The 22,563-nt window shown below is 67.9% G+C and carries 23 protein-coding genes; 9 read left to right on the top strand and 14 right to left on the bottom strand.

Annotation, left to right across the window (positions count from 1 at the left end; all coding sequences use genetic code 11):
- The first annotated feature begins 48 nt into the window (after positions 1 to 48).
- On the top strand, positions 49 to 297 hold the full coding sequence (locus JKL49_RS10505) for a DUF3297 family protein (protein WP_215340273.1): 249 nt from the start codon (positions 49 to 51) through the stop codon (positions 295 to 297).
- On the top strand, positions 294 to 1,499 hold the full coding sequence (locus JKL49_RS21195) for a phosphotransferase family protein (protein WP_215340271.1): 1,206 nt from the start codon (positions 294 to 296) through the stop codon (positions 1,497 to 1,499). The genes JKL49_RS10505 and JKL49_RS21195 overlap by 4 nt, the downstream gene beginning before the upstream one ends.
- Here JKL49_RS21195 and JKL49_RS10495 read toward each other — a convergent pair.
- Positions 1,486 to 2,469: a Gfo/Idh/MocA family protein gene (locus tag JKL49_RS10495; protein WP_215340269.1), complete on the bottom strand. Its 984-nt coding sequence runs from the start codon at positions 2,467 to 2,469 to the stop codon at positions 1,486 to 1,488. The genes JKL49_RS21195 and JKL49_RS10495 overlap by 14 nt on opposite strands.
- A gap of 103 nt (positions 2,470 to 2,572) precedes the next feature.
- Between JKL49_RS10495 and parE the strand changes: the two genes are divergently transcribed.
- From parE to JKL49_RS10465, 6 genes are all read left to right on the top strand, one after another.
- Positions 2,573 to 4,618, top strand: coding sequence for a DNA topoisomerase IV subunit B (parE, locus tag JKL49_RS10490; RefSeq protein ID WP_215340267.1), 2,046 nt, complete (start codon positions 2,573 to 2,575; stop codon positions 4,616 to 4,618).
- 158 nt (positions 4,619 to 4,776) lie between these two features.
- Entirely contained in the window at positions 4,777 to 6,606 is a 1,830-nt protein-coding gene (locus tag JKL49_RS10485) for a DEAD/DEAH box helicase (protein ID WP_215340265.1), read from the top strand.
- A gap of 127 nt (positions 6,607 to 6,733) precedes the next feature.
- Positions 6,734 to 7,789: a GGDEF domain-containing protein gene (locus JKL49_RS10480; RefSeq protein WP_215340256.1), complete on the top strand. Its 1,056-nt coding sequence runs from the start codon at positions 6,734 to 6,736 to the stop codon at positions 7,787 to 7,789.
- 82 nt (positions 7,790 to 7,871) lie between these two features.
- Positions 7,872 to 8,675 carry an enoyl-CoA hydratase/isomerase gene (locus JKL49_RS10475; protein WP_215340254.1) on the top strand — a complete coding sequence of 268 codons (804 nt, stop codon included), beginning with the start codon at positions 7,872 to 7,874 and terminating at the stop codon, positions 8,673 to 8,675.
- 39 nt (positions 8,676 to 8,714) lie between these two features.
- A complete protein-coding gene (locus tag JKL49_RS10470; protein WP_215340252.1) occupies positions 8,715 to 8,897 on the top strand; it encodes a hypothetical protein in 183 nt (60 codons plus the stop codon).
- A gap of 58 nt (positions 8,898 to 8,955) precedes the next feature.
- Entirely contained in the window at positions 8,956 to 9,621 is a 666-nt protein-coding gene (locus JKL49_RS10465) for a glutathione S-transferase family protein (protein WP_215340250.1), read from the top strand.
- Here the strand turns inward: JKL49_RS10465 and JKL49_RS10460 are convergent.
- From JKL49_RS10460 to JKL49_RS10410, 11 genes are all read right to left on the bottom strand, one after another.
- Complete coding sequence (locus JKL49_RS10460; protein WP_215340248.1) at positions 9,612 to 10,142, bottom strand: DUF2087 domain-containing protein; 531 nt, start codon at positions 10,140 to 10,142, stop codon at positions 9,612 to 9,614. The two genes, JKL49_RS10465 and JKL49_RS10460, sit on opposite strands and share 10 nt — an antisense overlap.
- 208 nt (positions 10,143 to 10,350) lie before the next feature.
- The gene (gene katG, locus JKL49_RS10455) at positions 10,351 to 12,516 is read right to left on the bottom strand and encodes a catalase/peroxidase HPI (RefSeq protein ID WP_215340246.1); all 2,166 of its coding nucleotides are present in this window, start codon (positions 12,514 to 12,516) and stop codon (positions 10,351 to 10,353) included.
- A gap of 148 nt (positions 12,517 to 12,664) precedes the next feature.
- Positions 12,665 to 13,060 carry a HesB/IscA family protein gene (locus JKL49_RS10450; protein ID WP_215340238.1) on the bottom strand — a complete coding sequence of 132 codons (396 nt, stop codon included), beginning with the start codon at positions 13,058 to 13,060 and terminating at the stop codon, positions 12,665 to 12,667.
- A gap of 14 nt (positions 13,061 to 13,074) precedes the next feature.
- The gene (locus JKL49_RS10445; RefSeq protein WP_215340236.1) at positions 13,075 to 13,428 is read right to left on the bottom strand and encodes an SUF system Fe-S cluster assembly protein; all 354 of its coding nucleotides are present in this window, start codon (positions 13,426 to 13,428) and stop codon (positions 13,075 to 13,077) included.
- A gap of 10 nt (positions 13,429 to 13,438) precedes the next feature.
- On the bottom strand, positions 13,439 to 14,653 hold the full coding sequence (locus JKL49_RS10440; protein WP_215340234.1) for an aminotransferase class V-fold PLP-dependent enzyme: 1,215 nt from the start codon (positions 14,651 to 14,653) through the stop codon (positions 13,439 to 13,441).
- 2 nt (positions 14,654 to 14,655) lie between these two features.
- Positions 14,656 to 15,687, bottom strand: a complete 1,032-nt coding sequence (sufD, locus tag JKL49_RS10435) for a Fe-S cluster assembly protein SufD (RefSeq protein ID WP_215340232.1) — start codon at positions 15,685 to 15,687, stop codon at positions 14,656 to 14,658.
- Positions 15,684 to 16,430, bottom strand: a complete 747-nt coding sequence (gene sufC, locus JKL49_RS10430; protein WP_215340231.1) for a Fe-S cluster assembly ATPase SufC — start codon at positions 16,428 to 16,430, stop codon at positions 15,684 to 15,686. The genes sufD and sufC overlap by 4 nt, the downstream gene beginning before the upstream one ends.
- Entirely contained in the window at positions 16,430 to 16,804 is a 375-nt protein-coding gene (locus tag JKL49_RS10425) for a hypothetical protein (RefSeq protein ID WP_215340229.1), read from the bottom strand. The genes sufC and JKL49_RS10425 overlap by 1 nt, the downstream gene beginning before the upstream one ends.
- 29 nt (positions 16,805 to 16,833) lie before the next feature.
- A complete protein-coding gene (gene sufB / locus JKL49_RS10420; protein WP_215340227.1) occupies positions 16,834 to 18,303 on the bottom strand; it encodes a Fe-S cluster assembly protein SufB in 1,470 nt (489 codons plus the stop codon).
- Between the two features lie 10 nt (positions 18,304 to 18,313).
- The gene (locus JKL49_RS10415; RefSeq protein WP_215340225.1) at positions 18,314 to 19,453 is read right to left on the bottom strand and encodes a cysteine desulfurase family protein; all 1,140 of its coding nucleotides are present in this window, start codon (positions 19,451 to 19,453) and stop codon (positions 18,314 to 18,316) included.
- Positions 19,450 to 19,896, bottom strand: coding sequence for an Rrf2 family transcriptional regulator (locus tag JKL49_RS10410; RefSeq protein ID WP_215340223.1), 447 nt, complete (start codon positions 19,894 to 19,896; stop codon positions 19,450 to 19,452). Before JKL49_RS10410 ends, JKL49_RS10415 begins: the two co-directional genes overlap by 4 nt.
- 154 nt (positions 19,897 to 20,050) lie before the next feature.
- Between JKL49_RS10410 and JKL49_RS10405 the strand changes: the two genes are divergently transcribed.
- Positions 20,051 to 20,701, top strand: a complete 651-nt coding sequence (locus JKL49_RS10405; RefSeq protein ID WP_215340221.1) for an alpha/beta hydrolase — start codon at positions 20,051 to 20,053, stop codon at positions 20,699 to 20,701.
- 64 nt (positions 20,702 to 20,765) lie between these two features.
- Here JKL49_RS10405 and JKL49_RS10400 read toward each other — a convergent pair whose 3' ends face one another.
- Positions 20,766 to 21,968, bottom strand: a complete 1,203-nt coding sequence (locus JKL49_RS10400) for an exo-beta-N-acetylmuramidase NamZ family protein (RefSeq protein WP_215340219.1) — start codon at positions 21,966 to 21,968, stop codon at positions 20,766 to 20,768.
- Complete coding sequence (locus tag JKL49_RS10395; protein ID WP_249778072.1) at positions 21,965 to 22,513, bottom strand: DOMON-like domain-containing protein; 549 nt, start codon at positions 22,511 to 22,513, stop codon at positions 21,965 to 21,967. Before JKL49_RS10395 ends, JKL49_RS10400 begins: the two co-directional genes overlap by 4 nt.
- Positions 22,514 to 22,563 lie beyond the last annotated feature (50 nt).

The raw sequence follows: 22,563 nt of genomic DNA, 5'->3' as shown, positions 1-22,563 counted from the left end.
ATCACCCCGCCCAAGGGCTCAGGCCCAACCGTTCTTCAAGGCCCAGACATGTCCGACACGCCCCCCGACCGCCTCGCGATCAGCCCCAACAGCCCCTATTACGACGCCGCCTGCCTGGAGCGCGGCGTGGGCGTGCGCTTCAAGGGCGTCGAGAAGACCAATGTCGACGAGTACTGCGTCAGCGAGGGCTGGGTCCGGCTGTCGGTCGGCGCCACCGTCGACCGCAAGGGCAACGCCATGACCGTGAAGCTGCAGGGTCCGGTCGAGCCCTACTTCCGCGACACCCCGGAAGCGTGACCCCGCCGCCCCGCTTCGCGCGCCTCGTCCTCATCACGCCTGACGGCGCCGTCGTCGGCGCCCTCCCCGCCCTGCCCATCGCCACCCCCTGGTGGCAGGACATCGCCCCGGTGATTGACGCCGTGCGCGCGGCGCATGGGATCGAGGTCGTTGTCCTGCGGGCGCTGGAGATCGCGCCCAATCCGAAGTCGGTGAAGGTCACCTACCTCGCCGAAGTCGCCGGGCCGGTTGAAGGCGTCGAGCCCTGGGACGGCGAGCTGGACGAACACCCCCTGCGCAACGCCTACGCCAAGCTGGGCGGCCCCGCAGAGGACCTGGCCTGGGCCGGCGCCATCCTGGCGGAGCAGGGCCTGACGCCCGCCGGCCCGCCGCGCCAGGTGCGCACCTGGAACCTGTCGAGCCTCTGGGCCATCCCGGTGCAGGGCCAGACGGTCTGGCTCAAAGCCACCCCGCCCTTCTTCGCCCACGAGGCGCCGTTGATCGCCGCCTTGGCCGGCGAGGCCGTGCCCGTCCTTCTGGGCCACGGCGACGGCCGTCTCCTGATGGCCGAACTGCCAGGCCAAGACCTGCACGAAGCCGAGATCGACCAGTTGTTCCCCATGGTGGACCTTCTGGTTGGGATACAGGCCAAGTGGATCGGCCGCGAGGCGGAGCTCTTCGCCCTGGGCCTGCCCGACTGGCGCGGCCCGGCCCTGAGCGCCGCTATCGCCGAGGTGTTCGAGCGCACCGCGCCCGAGCTCTCCACCAAGAACCGCGGGGCGCTCACCGCCTTCATCGCCGACCTGCCGCGCCGGTTCGCCGAGCTGGCGGCGTGCGGCCTACCGGACACTCTGGTGCACGGCGACTTCCACCCCGGCAACCTGCGGGGCGATGGGGAGCGACTGGCCCTGATGGATTGGGGCGACAGCGGCGTGGGCCACCCGCTGCTGGATAGCTCCGCCTTCCTCGATCGCGTGCCCCCCGAGGCCCTCGACGCCGTCCGCGCCATCTGGCTGGCCCATTGGCGCGAGGCGGTCCCCGGCTCGGACCCGGCCCGGGCGCTGACCCTGCTGGCGCCCATCGCCGCGGCGCGGCAGGCGGTGGTCTATCGCGGCTTCCTCGACAACATCGAACCCGCCGAACACCCCTACCACGCCGCCGATCCGGCCGACTGGCTGAGCCGGACGGCGGCCCTGGTCAGAGCAGAACCTAGAGCCGGCTAGCGGCGCTGACGGCGTCCAGCAGCACCATCTGGGCGATGGAGTCCTTGCCGGACGTGAGGGGCGTAGGGCCGCCGCGACAGGCGTCGACGAAGGCGCGGAGCTGGAAGTCGTAGGTGGGGTCGCGGCTGAACGTCTCGCGGCGCGGTTCGGCGCCGGCGATCCTGACCTGCAGCAGGTGGCCCGCCTGCGGGGCCAGCGGGTTGATCGCCTTGAGGGAGCCTAGCGTCCCGGTGACCTCGAGCAGCGCCATCGGCGTCTCCTCCACCATCGAGCCGCTGATCTTCGCCACAGCCCCATCGGGGAACAGCAGTTCGGCCTCCGTGGAGTGGTCCACCCCGCCGCGCCCGAACACCCCGGACGCGCGCACCACGGTGGGCTCGGCCCATGCCGCCGTGCGCACCCAGTGCAGGGGGTAGGTCCCGATATCCATCAGCGAGCCGCCGCCCAGGTCGCGCTCGTAGCGGATCTCGGTTCCATCATCGACCAGATTGGTCTGGAAGACCGCCGACAGTTCGCGGATCTCTCCCAGCTCCTCCGATCCGATGATCTCGAGCACCCGGGCGAACAGCGGGTGGTAGCGGTAATGGAAGGCCTCCATCAGCACCTTCCCGCTGGCGTCTGCCGCCGCGACCATGGCCCGGGCCTCGCCCGCATTCATGGCGAAGGGCTTCTCACACAGCACGTGCTTGCCCGCCTGCAGCGCGGCGATGGAGAGATCGGCGTGCCGCGAGGGCGTCAGCGCATTATAGACCGCGTCGATATCGGGCCGGGCGATCAGGTCCTCATAAGTCTCGCAGACCTCCGGGATACCGTGCAGTTCGGCGAAGGCCCGGGCGCGCGCGGGATCGCGCGCCGCGACGGCCACCACGGTGGCGACATCGGTCGCCTTGGCCGGCAGGACCATGGCGGTGGGTGCGATCTTGGCCGCCCCCAGGATGCCGATGCGCAAAGGCGCCTGTTGGCTCGTCATCAGCTTGTCCCCAACCTTGGTGCGTCAACGCGGCGCGTGCATTGCTTTAGCCGGTGGGGCGATTCATACCGAGGCCCCATCGAATCGATCCAGTTTCCGAACCATGTCCGACAAGCCCGTTCCCCAGGCTTCCCTTTTCGACGACGCGCTCAATCCCGCCCCGGCCGCGCCGCTGGCTGAGAGCCATGAGCCACGTCCTGATCCGGCCATCACCGGCGGCTATTCGGCCAAGGACATCGAGGTCCTCGAAGGCCTGGAGCCGGTCCGCAAGCGCCCCGGCATGTATATCGGCGGCACCGACGAGCGCGCCCTGCACCACCTGTTCGCCGAGGTGCTGGACAACGCCATGGACGAGGCCGTCGCCGGCCACGCCAAGATCATCGAGGTGATCCTCGACGCCGACGGCATGCTGACGGTCAAGGACGACGGCCGCGGCATCCCCGTCGACCCGCACCCCAAGCATCCGGGCAAGTCGGCCCTGGAAGTGATCATGACCGTCCTGCACTCGGGCGGGAAGTTCTCCGGGAAGGCCTATGAGACCTCCGGCGGCCTGCACGGGGTCGGTATCTCGGTGGTCAACGCGCTCTCCGAACGGGTCGAGGTCACGGCTTTCAAGGACGGGTTCGAATGGCGCCAGGCCTTCACCCGCGGCAAGGCGATCGGCGGCATCGAGCGGCTGGGCGCCACCAAGAAGCACGGCACCAACATCGCCTTCTCGCCCGACCCCGTCATCTTCGGCGACGGCGTGGCCTTCAAGCCGGCCCGGCTGTACCGGATGGCGCGGTCCAAGGCCTATCTGTACGGCGGGGTCGAGATCCGCTGGAAATGCGATCCGTCGCGGATCCAGGACCAGACGCCCGCCGAGGCCACCTTCCGCTTCCCCAACGGCCTGGCAGATTTCCTGGCCGAGCGGGTCAAGGGCATCGAGACCGTCACGCCTGAACCCTTCGCCGGACGCTATGAGCGCAAGGGCGAAGCCGGCAAGGTGGAGTGGGCTGTCACCTGGACGCCGGCCGGCTTCGGTGAGGCCGACAGCTTCATGCAGTCCTACTGCAACACCGTGCCCACCCCGGAGGGCGGGACCCACGAGGCCGGCCTGCGCGCCGCCCTGACCCGAGGCCTTAAGGCCTATGCTGACCTGACCGGCGAAAAGCGCGGCGGCATCATCACCGCCGACGACGTGGTCTCCCAGGCGGGTTGCCTGGTCAGTGTGTTTGTCTCCAATCCCGAATTCCAGGGCCAGACCAAGGAGCGACTATCCTCCAGCGACGCCCAGCGCCTGGTGGAAAACGCCCTGCGCGACCCCTTCGACCACTGGCTGACCGCCCAGCCCAAGGCCGCCAGCGCGCTTCTTGAGTTTGTTGTTGAGCGGGCTGAAGAACGGCTGAAGCGCCGCCGTGACAAGGACGTGGCCCGCGCCTCGGCCACCCGCAAGCTGCGCCTGCCCGGCAAGCTGGCCGACTGCTCGGCCAACGCCATCGATGGGGCTGAGATCTTCCTGGTGGAGGGCGACTCCGCCGGCGGTTCTGCCAAGCAGGCCCGCGACCGCCGCACCCAGGCCATCCTGCCCCTGCGCGGCAAGATCCTGAACGTGGCCTCCGCCACCCTCGACAAGATGGGCGCCAACAAGGAGCTGTCGGACCTGATGCTGGCCCTGGGCGTCCAGGCCGGCTCGCGGTTCAAGGAAGAGGATCTGCGCTATGAGCGCGTGGTGATCATGACCGACGCCGACGTCGACGGCGCCCACATCGCCAGCCTGCTGATCACCTTCTTCTACCGGACCATGCCCGACATGATCCGGTCGGGACGGCTCTACCTCGCCCTGCCCCCGCTCTACCGGATGAGCCATGGCGGCAAGACCATCTATGCCCGCGACGACGCTCACCGCGAGGAGCTGCTGGCCACCGAGTTCAAGGGCAAGAAGCCGGAGATCGGCCGTTTCAAGGGCCTGGGCGAGATGATGCCGGCCCAGCTGAAAGAAACCACCATGGATCCCAAGAAGCGGATCCTGGCGCGCGTCACCCTGCCCCGCTCCGAGGAGGCCGTGGAGGACCTTGTGGAGGCCCTGATGGGCCGCAAGCCGGAGCTGCGCTTCCGCTTCATCCAGGAGAACGCCGAGTTCGCCGCCGCCGATCTGGACTGGACCTAAAGCACGTCTGCGCGACCCTAGCTGAACCACAAGGCGCGGAACGCGTTGACTTGGAGGCGGTAGCCCCTATCTTCCGCCGCGCGCAACGATCGCCGTCCGCGCCGCCCGGGTTTCGCATTGCCTCGTTTTAGGGCGCGTTCCCGCCCACATTGCAACTGATGACCGAATTTTCTGAACTGGGCCTATCGCCCGCTACGCTCCAGGCCGTGGCCGACACCGGCTACACCACCGCCACGCCGATCCAGGCCGAGGCCATCCCCGTCGCGCTCCAAGGCCGCGATGTGCTCGGGATCGCCCAGACCGGCACGGGCAAGACCGCCGCCTTCACACTGCCGATGATCGATCGACTGGCCGCCGGCCGGTCCAAGGCGCGCATGCCGCGCGCCCTCGTCATCGCGCCGACCCGCGAACTGGCCGACCAGGTTTCGCTGTCCTTCGAGAAATACGCCAAGGGCCAGAAGCAGAAGCTCTCCTGGGCCCTACTGATCGGCGGGGTCTCCTTCGGGGACCAGGAAGCCAAGCTGGACCGGGGCGTCGACGTCCTGATCGCCACGCCGGGCCGCCTGCTGGACCATTTCGAGCGCGGCAAGCTGCTGATGACCGGGGTGCAGATCCTGGTGGTCGACGAAGCTGACCGCATGCTCGACATGGGCTTCATTCCCGACATCGAGCGCATCTTCAAGCTGACGCCGGCCAAGAAGCAGACCCTGTTCTTCTCGGCCACCATGCCGCCGGAGATCACCCGGCTGACCAAGCAGTTCCTCAATGATCCGGTACGGATCGAGGCGACGCGTCCGGCCACCACCGCCGACACCATCACCCAGTATCTGGTCCGCCTGCCGACCTCCGACGCCAAGGCCAAGCGCACCGCCCTGCGCATGCTGATCGGCGCCGACGACGTGCGTAACGGCATCGTCTTCTGCAACCGTAAGTCCGAAGTCGATGTTGTCGCCAAGTCCCTGAAGACGCACGGCTTCGACGCCGCGCCAATCCATGGCGACCTGGACCAGGCGACCCGCATGCGCACCTTGGAAGCCTTCCGCAAGGGTGAGCTGAAACTGCTCTGCGCCTCTGACGTCGCCGCCCGCGGCCTGGACGTGCCGGACGTCAGCCATGTCTTTAACTACGACGTGCCCCACCACGCCGACGACTACGTGCACCGCATTGGTCGCACAGGCCGGGCGGGCAAGCTCGGCAAGACCTACATGATCGTCACGCCCGCCGATGCCAAGAACATCGACAAGGTGCTGAAGCTGATCGGCAAGGCTCCGGAAGAGATCGTGCTGGAGGGCGTCGATTTCGCCTCCATCAAGGACGATAAGCGCAGCGACAGCCGCAGCGGCGGCCGCGATCGCGGCCGTGGCGGCGAACGGTCGTCGGGCCGCGGCGATCGGGACCGTGACCGCGAGCGTCCGCGCGCGCCGCACGGCGAGGTCGCCTCCCTGGAGCCCTTCGTCGCCGACCCCGACGCCGTCCGCGCGCCCAAGCCGGAACCGTTAGCCGAAGACGCCAAGATCGAACGCGCGCCCCGCGCCCGTGGCCGCAACCGTGGCCGCGCCAACCCGGAAGCCGACTCAGGCCCCGTCGAGGCCGTGGCGCAGCCGGTGGAAGCCCGTACCGAACGCGAACCTCGTCCCGCACGCGAGGCGCGCCCGGAGCGCGAGGCTCGCCCTGAACGTGAAGCGCGTCCTGAACGTGAAGCCCGCCCCGAGCGTGAGCCGCGCGCCGAACGCAACGATCGTCCGGCCCGTACGGATCGTCCCGACCGCGCGCCCCGCGCCGAAGGGGCCGAACGCACAGAGCGTCCGCGCCGCGAGCGCGAGGAGCGCCCCCGCGCCGCCGCCTCGGAAGCCCGGCCCTCCCGCGAACGCGACCGCGATCGTCCGCGCCGTGAGGAGCGTGACGATGGTGACCGTGTGGTGGGCTTCGGCAACGACATGCCGGCCTTCCTGAAAGTGGCGCCCACCCGTCCTCCGAGTGACGACTAGTCGACACAACCTGCTGAATCGAGCGGCGCCTTAACGGCTCGTTTGGCTATGTCGGCTATCGTCCTCTTCGAAGATCGGATCGTCGGCGCCTGGGGGCGTGTGCGGGCCGAAGATCGGGGATGACCGCATGAGCGCTGGGATCGAAGTCAAGCTGCGTGGGCCGGACGCCTATATCCTGGCGCGCAAGGCCCTCTCGGCCATGGAACAGCATCAGATCTGGCCGACGGCTGTCAATTTCGAACTCTGGACCCACTGCGTCGGCGACCCCGACGGCGAGCTGGCCCGCGAGATCACCCGCATCATCTCCACGGGTGAGGCCTTCACCGACAATCTGAGCGACGAGCTGGCGGCGGCCTACCTGCCCAAGGCCCGCCTCAACGAACAGATCCGCGACGCCGGCGACGCCCTAACCAAGGAACTGGCCAGCGTCTCCCAGGCCATCGAGACCGCTCAGAAGTCCAGCGTCGCCTACGGCGAGACCCTGGCCTCGGCGTCCAAGACGCTGAGCGAGCGCGACGACGCCGCCGGGGTGAAGTCGATGATCGACAACCTCGCCACCGCCACCAAGCGTGTCCAGAAGGAAAACAAGTCGCTGGAGAAGCGCCTCAGCGACTCCACCGCCGAGGTCGCCCGCCTGCGCGAGCACCTGGAGCAGGTGCGCCGCGACGCCACCACCGACGGCCTGACCAACCTGGCCAACCGCAAGGCCTTCGACGAAGAGCTCGAGCGCGCCTGCGCCGAGGCCGACGCCAAGGGTGAGAGCCTGGCCCTGGCGGTCATCGACATCGACCACTTCAAGAACTTCAACGACACCTGGGGCCACCAGACCGGCGACCAGGTCATCCGCTATGTCGCCAGCGTCATCGGCGGCCGCGGGGCCCCGCCACGCTTCGCCGCACGCTACGGCGGCGAGGAGTTCGCCCTGATCTTCCCGCGCGAAGGCGGCGATATCGCCATCGCCACCCTGGAGGAGATACGCGAGGAAGTGTCGTCGCGGATGCTCAAGCGCCGGTCCACCGACGAGGATCTGGGCACCATCACCGTCTCCGCTGGCCTGGCCGAACGGCTCCCCGGCGAGAGCGCTCACAACTTCGTGGAACGCGCCGACGGGGCCCTCTACGCCTCCAAGCGCAGCGGCCGCAATCGGGTCAGCCGGGCCGAGAGGATCGCCGCCGCGGCATAAGCCGACGGACGGCGCTTTCCCCCTAGCCTGACGCCGGGGTATCCTCCCTTAGATCGTGCGTAACGACGCCCGGGAGGTAACCATGGCCTATACGAAGCTCAAGACGTCCGTGCAGGACGGCATCGGCCTGATCACCATGGCCGACCCCGGAACCCTCAACGCCGCCGGCCTCGACCTTATGGACGAGCTTCAGCAGGCCTTCGACGCCTTCGCCCGGAAAGACTCCGGCGTCCGCTGCGTGGTGCTTACCGGCGAGGGTCGCGGCTTCTGCTCCGGCGCCAACCTGTCAGGCCGCGGTGGCCCCCAGGCGCCCGCCCCCGATCCCGAGGGCCCCGACGCCGGCGCGGCGCTGGAAAGCGTCTACAACCCCTTCATGAAGAGCCTGCGGGACTATCCGGTCCCCATCGTCACCGCCATCAACGGCGTGGCCGCGGGCGTTGGCTGCTCGCTGGCCCTGATGGGCGACATCATCGTGGCCGCCGAGAGCGCCTACTTCCTGCAGGCCTTCCGCCGCATCGGCCTAGTGCCGGACGGCGGCTCGACCTACCTGCTGCCGCGCCTGATCGGCAAGGCCCGCGCCATGGAGATGGCCTTGCTGGGCGAACGCCTGCCGGCCAAGACCGCCCTCGACTGGGGCCTGATCAACCGCTGCGTCGCCGACGACGCCCTGCTGGCCACGGCCATGGAACTGGCCACGGCGCTCGCCACCGGCCCCTGGGCCCTCGGCTCGATCCGCAAGCTGATCTGGGATAGCCTGGACGCCGAGTGGTCCGACCAGCTCCATGCCGAGCGCATGGCTCAGAAGCACGCGGGCCGGACGGAAGATTCTCGGGAGGGCGTTCTCGCCTTCCTGCAAAAGCGGCCGGCGGCGTTCACGGGCAGGTAGGTCCGCGCAGCGTCCGCCCGCCAAACGGGGGACACGCATATGAAGCTCATCGCAACCATCTTCGGCGCCCTACTGGCGATCCTGGGAGGCGTCTGGGTGCTGCAGGGCCTCAACGTCCTGCCCGGCAGCTTCATGACCGGTGATATCAAGTGGGCTATCTACGGCGGGGTCGCCGTCGTGGTGGGCCTGGGCCTGGTGGTCTGGAGCCGCCGCAAGACCTAACCGCCTTGCGCTCCGGGGGCGGCCCCCTATGCCTGGAAGACCGTCTCCGGAGATCCGCATGCTCACCGTCCATCACCTGAACAACTCCCGCTCGCAGCGGGTGCTCTGGCTGCTGGAGGAATTGGGCGTGCCCTATGAAATCAAGTACTACCAGCGTGATCCTCAGACCCTGTCTGCGCCGCCAGAGCTGAAGACGATCCATCCGCTGGGCAAATCGCCGGTAATCACCGTGGACGGCGGCGTCCTGGCCGAGACCGGGGCGATCGTCGACTACATCGTCGCCCGCTACGGCAAGGGGCGACTGATCCCGCCGGCCAACACCCCCGAGCGCCTGGCCTGGAACTACTGGCTGCACTTCGCCGAGGGCTCGGCCATGCCGCCCCTGCTGCTGAAGCTGGTGTTCATCGCCCTGCCCGCCCGCGCGCCCGGGCTGTTGCGAGGTCTGGTGAAGTCCATCGCCGGCCGCGCCCAGGCCGGATACGTCGATCCGCAGCTCAAGACCCTGTTCGATTATCTCGAAGAGGTGCTCACCCGCACCGAATGGTTCGCCGGCCCCGAGTTCACCGCCGCCGACATCATGATGAGCTACCCCCTGGAAGCCGCCGCCGACCGCGCCGGCGCCTTGGTCGGCCGCCCGCACTTGGCCGCCTTCCTGGAGAAGATCCACGCGCGTCCGGCCTACAAGCGCGCCCTGGAAAAGGGCGGCCCCGACGCCTACGCTTGAACTCGGCCGATCAAGGCGACCGCTGTCATCGGCGGGGCCTGTTCGATGCGGCGGTAGGCGCGGCAGTCGGAGGTGCGGGAGAACATCCCCGACTCGATCAGCTCGCGGCGCAGCAAGGCGTGGTCGCCGAAGTCGTGCAGGGTCTTCAGCTGGTCGCTGATCTGGCGCTCAGTGGACTCCTCGCGAGGCGGCAGCTTGGACCACAGCACCCACAGCGCCAGGACCTGGTCGCCGCGCTTGGCGGGCCAGCGGGTGAGGCGGCCTTCCGGGCCGAAGCAGCGGGCGACGCGCTCCACGACGGCGAGGTCAGCGGTCTCCTGCGGCGCGGGCGCCGACGGGGAAGAGGTCTCGTCCATATTCGCCCTCAGGTCCTGAAAGTTGCGGCGGCCCACGGCGCGGGCCAGCATATTCAGCAGTTCGACGTGACTGGGCGCCGCGGCGCGGGCCACCAGTTGGGCGCGCAGGGCCTTGGCGAAGCTGGAGACGTCCCGCGTCGTCAACGGAATGACGGTTCTCGACATGATCTATCCCTCGCGTGCCGGGGATGAACGGTGATCGCCCTTCCGATCTGGCACGATGAGATGTGTCAGTCGATCAAAGTCTAAGCAGGTTTAGCGAACCCCTGCGGGCGGCGATGCCTCGGTGAACTGCGGACCGTGGGATTGCGAATAGGGACAGCCGCGAAGGCCGTCAAGCGGCGGCGTCCGGCTGGACGCCGCCGCGTGGGGCTTAGTTCAGGTCGACACGGTCGGCGTTCATCACCTTGGTCCAGGCCGCAACGAAGTCATGGACGAACTTGCCCTGCGCGTCGGCGCAGGCATAGACCTCCGCCTGGGCCCGCAGTTCGGCGTGGGAGCCGAAGATCAGGTCCACGCGGGTGGCGGTCCACTTCGGCGCCTTGGTGTGGCGGTCGACGCCGTTGAAGGCGTTGTCCGAGCCAGCCGCCTGCCACTCGGTGTTCATGTCCAGCAGGTTGACGAAGAAGTCGGTGGTGAGCTGGCCGGTGCGGTTGGTGAACACCCCGGCCTTGGAGCCGGCGGCATTGGCGCCCAGGACCCGCAGGCCGCCCACAAGCACCGTCATCTCCGGGACGCTCAGCCGCAGCAGTTGCGCCCGGTCCACCAGGGCTTCCTCCGGCGCCATGAATTGCTCGCCGCGCCGGTAGTTGCGGAAGCCGTCGGAGGTGGGCTCCAGCGGGGCGAAGGAGTCGGCGTCAGTCTGTTCCGCCGAGGCGTCCATGCGGCCCGGGGTGAACGGAACCTCGACAGAGGTCCCGGCGTCCTTGGCGGCATTCTCCAACGCCGCGGCCCCCGCCAGGACGATGAGGTCCGCCAAGGAGACCTTCTTGCCGCCGGCCTGGAATTCGCTGCGGATGGTTTCGAGGGCCGACAGCACCCTGGCGAGATCGGCCGGATCATTGACCTCCCAGTCCTTCTGCGGCGCCAGACGGACGCGGGCGCCGTTGGCGCCGCCCCGCTTGTCGGACCCCCGCCACGTCGAGGCCGAGGCCCAGGCGGCCGAGACCAACTGCGACACCGATAGGCCGGAGGCGAGGATCTTGGCCTTCAGCGCCGCGATGTCCGCCGCGCCGATCAGCGGGTGATCCACGGCCGGGATCGGGTCCTGCCAGATCAGCGTCTCCTTGGGGACCAGCGGGCCGAGATAGCGTCCGATCGGCCCCATGTCGCGGTGGGTCAGCTTGAACCAGGCCCGCGCGAAGGCGTCGGCGAACTGGTCGGGGTTCTCCAGGAACCGCCGCGAGATCTTCTCGTAGGCCGGATCGAACCTCAGGGCGAGATCCGAGGTCAGCATCTTCGGCAGATGCTTCCTGGTCCCGTCATAGGCGTCGGGAATATCGGGCGTCGCATTCTTGGCGCGCCACTGCTGGGCGCCCGCCGGGCTCTTTTCCAGTTCCCATTCGAACTTGAAGAGGTTTTCGAAGAAGTGGTTGCTCCACTGGGTCGGGGTCTGGCTCCAGGTGACCTCGGGCCCACCGGTGATGGCGTCGGCGCCGAAGCCGGTCCCGAGCTTGCTGCGCCAGCCCAGGCCCTGGTCCTCGATCACGCCGCCCTCGGGTTCGACGCCCACGAAGGACGGGTCGCCGGCGCCGTGGGTCTTGCCGAAGGTGTGGCCGCCGGCGATCAGGGCGACGGTCTCCTCGTCGTCCATGGCCATGCGCGCGAAGGTGTCGCGGATATCCCGCGCCGAGGCGACCGGATCGGGATTGCCGCCAGGACCTTCGGGATTGACGTAGATCAGGCCCATCTGGACCGCGCCCAGGGCGGTGTGCAACTGGCGCTCGCCGCTATAGCGTTCATCGCCCAGCCAGGAACCTTCAGGCCCCCAATAGAGCTCCTCTGGCTCCCAGGTGTCGGCCCGGCCGCCGCCGAAGCCGAAGGTCTTGAAGCCCATGGAGTCCAGGGCGACGTTGCCCACCAGGACGTAGAGGTCGGCCCAGGAAATCGCAGCGCCGTACTTCTGCTTGATCGGCCACAGCAGGCGGCGCGCCTTGTCCAGGTTGGCGTTGTCGGGCCAGCTGTTCAGGGGCGCGAAACGCTGCTGCCCGCCGCCCGCGCCGCCGCGACCGTCGGAGGTGCGGTAGGTGCCGGCGCTGTGCCAGGCCAGGCGGATGAACAGGCCGCCATAGTGGCCGAAGTCGGCGGGCCACCAGTCCTGGGAATCGGTCATCAGGGCGCGCAGGTCGGCGATCACCGCGTTCAGATCGAGGCTCTTAAACGCCTTGGCGTAGTCGAAGGTCTCGCCCATGGGATTGGACCGCGGCGAGTGCTGGTTCAGGCCTTCAAGGCGCAGGTTCCGGGGCCACCAGTCGCGATTGGTCCGGCGCGTGGCGCCGAAACCCATCGGGCATTGGCCCGGAGCGTTGTCATCAGCCATCTCTGTCTCCCTAGCGTTTGGATTTTCGCCGAGCCTGGAGACCCGGTCGCCAATTCAACTGACGCTAGAAAGACCCCTTTTGATGGATTGGGGAAATCGATTGTTCCGATCCACAACATAGAGCCACGCTATGGGACGGGACGACGCCTCAGGCGTCGAGAACCTTGCCCGGTTCGATGGTCACGCTCTCGCCACAGCCGCAGGCGTCGGTCTGGTTGGGGTTGCGGAAGGTGAACTTGGCCGAAAGCTTGGTCTTCTCGTAGTCGATCTCTGTGCCGATCAGGAACAGCACGGCCTTGGGGTCGATCAGGATGGTGACGCCCTTGTCCTCCACCACCTCGTCCAGGGGCGCTGCGGCCTCGGCATACTCGATGACGTATTCGGACCCGGCGCAGCCGCCGTTCTTCACGCCCACCCGCAGGCCGGCATAGGGGACCTCGGCGCGGCCCATGATCTCGCGCACGCGCTCGGCGGCGGCGTCGGTCAGGGAGACGACCTTGGGGCGGGGGCGACGGACGCGGGGGGCGGCGTTCAGATCGGTCATGTCATCTATATAGGTCAGAACATGTTCAATTGCAGTTTCGCCTCGTCGGACATCCGCGAGGGATCCCACGGCGGGTCGAAAACGAGGTCGACCTTCACCTGGCCGATGCCGGGAATCTGCTTGACCGCGTCCTCCACCCAGCCCGGCATTTCGCCGGCCACCGGGCAGCCCGGGGCGGTCAGGGTCATGTCGATGGCCACGTCCTTGGTGTCGGAGACGTCGACCTTGTAGATCAGGCCCAGCTCATAGATGTCGACCGGGATTTCCGGATCGAACACCGTCTTCAGCTGCTCGATCAGCTGGTCGGTGATCACATCCAGCTCATGCTGGCTGATCGGCGTGGTGGTGACGGGCGTGGCGTCGTCCATGGGTCAGGCTCTACGCGAAAAAGGCTTGGGTACGGTTGAGGGCGTCGACAAAGGCGTCGGCCTCCCCTTCCGTATTGTATAGGGCGAAGGAGGCGCGCGCGCTCGAGGTGACGCCAAAGCGCCGCATCAGAGGTTCCGCGCAATGGGTTCCGGCACGCACCGCGACGCCGTAGCGGTCGAGGATCTGGGCCACGTCGTGCGCATGGGCCCCGTCGACAGTGAAGGTCAGGATCGCGCCCTTGCCTGGGGCCTCGCCGATCACCTTCAGCCAGTTGGCGCCGGCCAGGCCCTCGCGCACGCGGGCATAGAGCCGGTGCTCATGGGCGGCGATGGCGGCGCGATCGAGCTTGGCGAACCAGTCGATGGCCGCCCCCAGGCCGATGGCCTCCAGGATCGGCGGCGTGCCGGCCTCGAAGCGGTGGGGCGGGTCGGCATATGTGATCTCATCCAGGGAGACCGAGCTGATCATTTCGCCGCCGCCCTGGTAGGGCGGCAGTTCGGCCAGACGCTCGGCCTTGCCGTAGAGGATGCCGATACCGGTAGGGCCATAGAGCTTGTGGCCGGAGAAGACGTAGAAATCGACGTCCAGGGCCTTCACGTCGATCGGCTGGTGGACGATGGCCTGGCAGCCGTCCAGCAGCACCAGGGCGCCGGCGGCGTGGGCCATCTCGATGATCTGCGCCACCGGGTTCACGGTGCCCAGGACATTGGACATGTGGGTCAGGGCGACCATCCTGGTCTTCGCGCTCAGCAGGTCGGGGATGGCGGCCATGTCGAGCTGGCCGTCGTCGAGCACCGGGATAAACTTCAGGACCACGCCCTGGCGTTCGCGCAGGAAGTGCCACGGCACGATATTGGCGTGGTGCTCCATCTCGGTGAGCAGGATTTCGTCGCCGGCCTTCAGCCGCGCGCCAAGGCCCGCGGCCACAAGGTTGATGGCTTCCGTCCCACCCTTGGTGAAGACGATTTCGGCCAGGTCTGCGTGGATGAAGTCGGCAACGCTTTGGCGGGCCTTTTCATAGGCTTCCGTCGTTTCATTGGCGAGGGTATGGAGCCCCCGGTGGACGTTCGAATAGGAGTGCTCCATGGCGTGGACCATGGCGTCGATCACCGCGCGCGGCTTCTGGGCCGATGCGGCGCTATCCAGGTAGACCAGCGGCTTGCCGTTCACCTGGCGGGCCAGGATCGGGAACTCCGCGCGGATGGCTTCGGCGTCAAAGGCCATACTCAGGCCCTCAGCCGTTCGGCCGCCCAGGACCGCGCGATGTCGCGGACGGGCTCAAAGCCGATGCGGTCAGCCACAGCGCCCACGAAGGCCTCGATCAACAGGGCGCGGGCCTCGGTCTCGGGCAGGCCGCGCTGGCGCATGTAGAACAGCGCCTCCTCGTCCAGGGCCCCGATGGTGTTGCCGTGCGCGCACTGCACGTCGTCGGCGAAAATCAGCAGCTCGGGCTTGGCGTCAATCTCAGCCTTGTCGGACAGGATCAGCGCATTGTGGCGCATGCGGGCGTCGGTACGGTCGGCGCCCTCCTCCACCACGATCCGGCCCTGGAAGATGCCGCGCGACTGGTCGCGCACCACGCCGCGGGTGAACTGGTCAGTGGCGCCGTCGACACCCTGGTGCAGGACCACGGTGGTCAGGTCGGCGTGGCGCTTGTCTTCCAGCAGGTAGAGGCCGTCGAGGCGCAGCTTGGCGTGCGCGCCCGGATGGGTGACCTGGGTCTCGATCCGCTGGCGGCGCGCCCCGTTGGTGATCACGGTCTGGCCGTACTCGGCGCCGGGTGACAGGATCACCTGGGCTTGGCTGACAGTGACGCCCTCGGCGCCGTCGGCGGCCAGGACGATGCGCTCGATGGCGGCTCCAGCCTCCAGGCGGATCGTCAGGGCGGTATCGGTGACGTAGGCGCTGGCGTCGCCCTCATAGCTCTCCAGCAAGCGCAGCTTGGCGTTCGCACCGACGCGGATGGTGACCTTGCCGGTGAGCGCGCCGCCGTCGCGCGACAGGACCCGCAGCGACACGGCCAGACTGCCGTCGGCCGGCACGTCGATGACGACATCGGGTTGGCCGCCGGCCACCACATGGCGCTCATCGGCCAGGGCGTCGAACGGTCCCTCGGCCAGGCCGACGAGGTCCAGAGCCGGCGCCGCGGCCGGCAGGACGCGCAACAGGCCGCGCAGGTCGGTCCACTTCCAGTCTTCGTCACGCTTGCCGGGCAGCAGGCTGACGTCGCCGGATTTCAGGGCGGTGCTAAGGCTCAAGCGGCCCTCGCATACTTGTCGTAGCCTTCGCGCTCGAGCTCGAGCGCCAGGTCCGGCCCGCCGGTGGCGGCGATGCGCCCCCCCGCCAGGACGTGGACCTTGTCGGGTTTGATGTAGTCCAGCAGGCGCTGGTAGTGGGTGATCACCAGCATGCCCCGGTCGGGCGACCGCATGGCGTTGACGCCTTCCGAGACGATCTTCAGGGCGTCGATATCCAGGCCGGAGTCGGTCTCGTCCAGGATCAGGAAGCGCGGGGCCAGCATGGCCATCTGGAAGATCTCCATCCGCTTCTTCTCGCCGCCCGAGAAGCCGACATTGAGCGCCCGCTTCAGCATATCGAAGTCGATCTTCAGGGCGGCCGCATGCTCCCGGGCCAGCTTCAGGAAGGCCTGGGCGGTGATCTCGGCCTCGCCGCGCGCCTTGCGCTGGGCGTTCATGGCGGTGCGGATGAAGGTCAGGGCCGGGACGCCCGGGATTTCCAGCGGATACTGGAAGGACAGGAAGACCCCCTTGGCGGCGCGCTCATTGGGATCTAGGGCCAGCAGGTCCTCGCCGTCCAGGGTGGCGGTCCCGCCGGTGACGTCGTAGCCCGACCGGCCGGTGAGCACGTAGGACAGGGTCGACTTGCCGGCCCCGTTCGGCCCCATGATGGCGTGGACCTCGCCCGCGGGCACATCCAGCGACAGGCCCTTGAGGATCTCCTTGCCGTCCACCTCGGCGCGCAGGTTCTCGATATGCAGCATCAGAGGGTCTCGTCGGCGAGGTAGCGGGCCAGCACATCCAGGGCCTGTTCGACGCTGTCGACGGACTCCTGCTTGGTGGGGGCGGCGGTGATGGTGGTGGCCGAGCGCTTGTCGGCGGCGGTGACGTTGATCTGAGCGTCCTCGAAGTAGGCGCGCAGCCGGTAGTCGGCGTGTTCCAGCATCACCGTGTAGCGGCTGTGCTCGAGGGTAAGCTTCTTCTCGTCCAGGAAGCCCGGATCGGCCGCCAGGAGTTCGAAGAGTTGGAGGGACCGGGCCTCGTCGGCCTCCTGGCGCGCGCGCTCGGCGTCGTCGCGGGCGCGGCGCTCGGCGTCGCGTTTCAGACGTTCGGCGTCAAAGGCTTGCCTGAAGGACATGGCGGAGATCCGTTCCGAAGTAGCAGGGGTCATCCGACGGACCCTTCGAGGGAGATGGCGACGAGCTTCTGGGCTTCCACGGCGAACTCCATGGGCAGCTCCTGCAGCACGTCCTTGACGAAGCCGTTGACCAGCAGCTGGACGGCCTCCTCCTGCGAAAGCCCCCGCTGCATGGAGTAGAACAGCTGGTCTTCCGAGAGCTTGGTGGTGGTGGCCTCGTGCTCGAAGACGCAGCTGCCGTTGCGGGCCTCGATATAGGGCACCGTGTGGGCCGCGCAGGTCTTGCCGATGAGCAAGGAGTCGCACTGGGTGAAATTGCGCGCGCCCTTGGCCTTGGGGTGGGCCGAGACCAGGCCGCGATAGGTATTGGAGGACTTGCCCGCCGAGATACCCTTGGAGATCACGCGCGATCGGGTGTTGGCGCCCAGGTGGATCATCTTGGTGCCGGTGTCGGCCTGCTGGCGGCCGTTGGTGATGGCGATGGAATAGAACTCGCCCACCGAGCCTTCGCCGCGCAGGACGCAGGAGGGGTACTTCCAGGTGATGGCCGAGCCGGTCTCCACCTGGGTCCAGGAAACCTTGGAGCGGTCGCCGCGGCAGTCAGCGCGCTTGGTGACGAAGTTGTAGATGCCGCCCTTACCGGTCACGGGGTCGCCCGGATACCAGTTCTGGACGGTGGAGTATTTGATCTCGGCATCGTCCAGCAGCACCAGCTCGACCACGGCGGCGTGCAGCTGGTTCTCGTCGCGCATGGGGGCCGTGCAGCCCTCCAGATAGGAGACGTAAGCGCCCTTGTCGGCGATGATCAGGGTGCGTTCGAACTGGCCGGAGTTCTCCGCATTGATGCGGAAATAGGTCGACAGCTCCATCGGGCAGCGCACGCCCGGCGGCACATAGACGAAGCTGCCGTCGGAGAACACCGCGGCGTTGAGGCAGGCATAGTAGTTGTCGGAAACCGGCACGACTGAGCCGAGATATTTCTTCACCAGCTCCGGGTGCTCGCGGATCGCTTCGCTCATGGAGCAGAAGATCACCCCGACCTGGGCCAGTTCCTTCTTGAAGGTGGTGACCACCGAGACAGAGTCGAACACCGCGTCCACGGCGTAGCGGGGAGAGCCCTCGACGCCGGCCAGGACGGCCTGTTCCTTCAGGGGGATGCCCAGCTTCGCGTAGACGGCCAGGATCTCGGGATCAACCTCGTCCAGGCTCTTGGGCCCCTTCTTCTCGGAAGGCGCGGCGTAATAGTAGCTGTCCTGGTAGTCGATACGCGGGAAGTGGACCTTGGCCCATTGCGGCTCGTCCATGGCCAGCCAGCGCTCGAAGGCGTCCAGGCGCCAGTCCAGCATCCATTGCGGCTCGTTCTTCTTGGCCGATATGAAGCGCACGATGTCGGCGTTCAGGCCCTTGGGGGCGAAGTCCTGGGCGATGTCGGTGACAAAGCCGTGTTGGTACTTCTCCAGGCTCTCGACGTGATCGATGGTCTGCTTGACGGCGGCCATGACGAAACTCCTAAGCCGCCGGCGCGCGGCGAGCCGCGTGTCGGGAATGAATGTCGCTCCAGGCCGCGACGAAGGCGGCCCAGTCGGTCTCGGCGGCGCCCCAGCCGCCGCTGACGCGGATCGCATAGGGGGCAAGTTCGGTCAGGCCCATGGCGGTCAGCACCGCACTGGCCTTCACCTTGCCCGACGAACAGGCCGAGCCGGCGCTGACCATGACGCCGGCCAGGTCGAGCCCCATCACCTGCAGGTCCGAAGCATGACCGGGACTGGCGATACAGAGGGTGTTGGCCAGGCGCGGCGAATCCTTGCCGATCACCACGGCGCCCTCAGCCTCCAGGCAGGCGGCCGCCAGGTCGCGCATCACGGCCTGAGCAGCGAAGGTTTCCAGGTCGCGCAGGGCGGCGGCGGCGGCGGCGCCCAGGCCCGCGATCCCGGCGACGTTCTCGGTGCCGGCCCGGCGTCCTCGCTCCTGCCCGCCGCCGTGCTGGCGGCGAACCAGGGTGGAGCGCGGTCCGAAGGTCAGCGCGCCCACGCCCTGCGGGCCGCCGAACTTGTGTCCGGAGATGGTGAGGGTGTCGGCGCCGAGCGCGCGGCTGTCGACGGCGATCTTGCCGGCCGCCTGTATGGCGTCGACGTGCAGCCATCCATCGGCGGCGCGAACGATCTCGGACACTTCGGCGATGGGCTGGATAACCCCGGTCTCGTTGTTGGCCAGCATCAGGGCGACGAAGGGTTTGCCGTCGGCGGGGTCCCAGGCGGCGAGCCTGGCCTTCAGCCAATCGAGATCGGCCAGGCCGTCCGCGCCCACGGGCAGGAGTTCGACCGCCGCACCCGTGGCCTTGGCGGTTTCAACGACGCTCTCATGTTCGACGGCGCTGACGATCAGCCGTCGTGATCCGGTGGCCACCGCGCTTTCGATGGCGAGGGCGTTGGCCTCGGTGCCGCAGCCGGTGAAGATCACGGTAGAGGCTGGCCCGCCCACCAAGGCGGCGATCTGCTCGCGGGCCTGCTCAACCAGCGCGCGGGCGGCGCGGCCGGCGGCGTGGATGGAAGATGGGTTGCCGACCTGCTCCATCACCGCTGTCATCGCGGCGATGGCCTCGGGCCGGACCGGGGCCGTGGCGTTGTAGTCCAGATAAACCCCGGTCATGCCGCCTCCCGCGCCGCGCCCAGGCGGCCGGTGACGACGTCGGCCAGGGTGACAGAGGCCAGGTAGCCTTCGATCTGACGGCCCATCTCTTCCCACAGGTCGTGGGTCAGGCAACGCTCGCCTTTCAGCATGCAGCCCTTGCTCTTGGTGGAGCAGCGGGTGGCGCGCAGGGGTTCGTCCACGGCCATGACGATATCGGCAATGCTCGTGGTCTCCGCCGTGCCGGCCAGCAGGTAGCCGCCGCCGGGACCGCGCAAGCTCTTCACCAGGCCACGGCGGCGCAGGCGGGCGAAGAGTTGTTCCAGATAGGACAGCGAAATCTGCTGACGGGCGGCGATCTCGGCCAGCGAGACGGCCCGTTCGCCGTCTTCGCCGCAGCCCTGACGGCGCGCGAGATCGGCCATGGCCATCACGGCATATCGGCCTTTGGTGCTGAGGCGCATGGGCGGGCGAAATCCGGTTGCGAATTTTCGAGCGTTTCGAGAGGCCCCTGTGCTAAAGCCGCCGCCTTGCGCAGGGCTATATCCCAGGAGCTCGTCTGAAGACGTGATCTAGGAAGACCAAGCGCATTAGTCAACTATTCGACGTGAGGATGGCATGCCTGAAGTGGTTCTGACCGGCGCAGCCGGCCGCATCGAAGGCCGTTATTCGGCGGGCAAGAGCGAAACGGCGCCGATCGCCCTGATCCTGCACCCGCACCCGCGCGCCGGCGGCCAGATGAACCATCCTGTGGCGGTTCAGCTCTTCCACCTGTTCATGAAGCGCGGCTTCTCGACCCTGCGCTTCAACTTCCGCGGCGTGGGCCGCAGCCAGGGCGAATTCGACTCAGGCATCGGCGAGTTGGCCGACGCGGCCACGGCGCTCGATTGGCTGCAAACCACCAATCCAGCGGCGTCGCAGTGCTGGGTGGCGGGCTATTCCTTTGGCGCCTGGGTCGGGATGCAACTGCTGATGCGCCGCCCGGAGACGGACGGCTTCATCTCCGTCTCGCCGCCGACCAACATGTACGACTTCAGCTTCCTGGCCCCCTGCCCGGCCTCGGGCCTGATCCTGCACGGCGGCGCCGACACCGTGGTGCCGCCGGTGGAAGTCGAGCGCGTGGTCTCCAAGCTGCGCACCCAGAAGGGCATCGTGATCGACCACGAGGTGATCGAGGGCGCGACCCACTTCTGGGCTGAGAACCTGCCCGACGTCGAACAGCGGGTCGGGACCTATCTCGACAAGCGGATCGCCGCCGACCCGATCTAGAGCTTCTTGTTTGACGCGTGACGGGCGCCTGAACCGGCGTCCACTTCAGGCTGTCACGCTTCCCCTAATAGAGCAGGTGCGGCTGGCGCTCGGTCAGCCAGGCCTGTTCGTCGGGAACCGTGATGGCGTCGAGGTCCGCGGCCGTGGACGCCGGGTTGTCCACCCATTCCCGCAGCAGCGGCCCGCCGTTGATCACGTCGATGGCCAGCTTGCCGATCTCGTACTCGTACGGAAAATCCCGCCACAGCGGATAGTCGGGATGCAGCCGGCGGATCGCTTTGAAGGCCAGGGCCTGGATTCGCCAAGGCTTGAAGGCCTGATGGCCATAGGCCGGCCCCTCAGTGTGAATCTGCACCCCGTTACAGAGCTTTCCTACATGCTTGTGGAAGGTGGGCTCGAACCAGCATTCCCGCAGGACGCAGCCCTCCAGCCATTGGGGCGCGAAGGCCCGCATCTCAGCCAGCACGTCGCGGGCGTCGATATCTGGCGCGCCGAACAGTTCCAGGGGCCGGGTGGTGCCGCGGCCCTCTGACAGGGTCGCGCCCTCCAGCATCACCGTCCCGGCATAGGCCCGAGCCATCCAGAGGTTGGGGGCGTTTGGGCTCGGATTGACCCAGGCGCGTTCGCCTAGCGGCCATCCGTAGCCGGGAGCGGCCTCCGGCTCCCAGCCCTCCATCTCAATCACCCGGTATTTCACGTCGAGGTCAAAGGTCTTGATGAACCAGTAGCCGAGCTCGCCCAGCGTCAGGCCGTGCCGCATGGGCATCGCGCCGGCGCCGACGAAGCTCTCCCAGCCGTCCCGCAGCGTCAGGCCCTCTACGGGGCGGCCGGCGGGATTGGGACGGTCCAGCACCCAGACCTCCTTGCCGTGGGCGGCGGCGGCCTCAAGCATGTACCGAAGCGTGGTGACGAAGGTGTAGATGCGGCAGCCCAGGTCCTGCAGGTCGATCAGCACCACGTCGAAGGTGCTCATCATCTGGCCGGTGGGGCGGCGCACCTCGCCATAGAGGCTGAACACCGGAATGCCGAGCACCGGGTCCGTGAAGTCCGGGCTCTCAACCATGTTGTCCTGCTTGTCGCCGCGCAGGCCGTGCTGGGGTCCGAAGGCGGCCGAAAGCTGGATGTCCTCGCAGGCGGCCAGCGCGTCCAGGGCGTGGGTCAGATCCTGGGTCACCGAGGCCGGGTGCGCCACCAGGCCGACGCGGCGGCCCTTCAGCGGCGCGCGCAGTTCCAGGTCAGCGAGGAGTCGATCGAGGCCAAATTTCATGCGCGCTCTGCTGGCGTGAGGACTTGGGAAAAACCGTCGGCGTGATGGAAGTCCGGCTTTCCGGCCGGATGGGCCAGGGCCCAGTAGGATTTCAGCCCGTCCCTCTGCTCGATCACCGCCGTCAGGGCAAGACGCCAGGCGACGTCCGGGCGCAGGTCCGGCAGATCGCTTAAGTCCAGGGTGGCGTGGAGGGCGAAGCGGTCATAGGTCGCCTCGGTGGAGATAGCTGGGTCTTCGAACGGCTCGACGGGGGCCATCCCGTCACGGTAGCCGCTAAACCCATAGGCCGCCCACTCCGCCGACGGAGCGAGGTTGAACTCATAGTAGCCCGCGCCCTCGCCGACGAAGGCTTCCAGGCAGGTGTGACGCCAGAGTTCGTCGGTTCGCCCGCCAGGCGCCGGAGACGGCAGTTTCAGGGCCGCGATGTCGCCGATTACGATATAGGTCAGGGCGAGCTTCCCGGGCGCGGGCCAGGCGAGTTCAACCTCAACGGCTTTCGCCGCGGTCCCCTGCGAGTCCCCGTGTCGCTGCATGATCAGACGCATGGCCCATGCTAACGGCGCCCGCGCGCGGCGCGGTAGGGCAATTCTCGCCG

Origin of the sequence: Phenylobacterium glaciei, from assembly GCF_016772415.1 — a bacterium.
Lineage (GTDB): Bacteria > Pseudomonadota > Alphaproteobacteria > Caulobacterales > Caulobacteraceae > Phenylobacterium > Phenylobacterium glaciei.
This window is presented reverse-complemented; position numbering and strand designations above follow the sequence as displayed.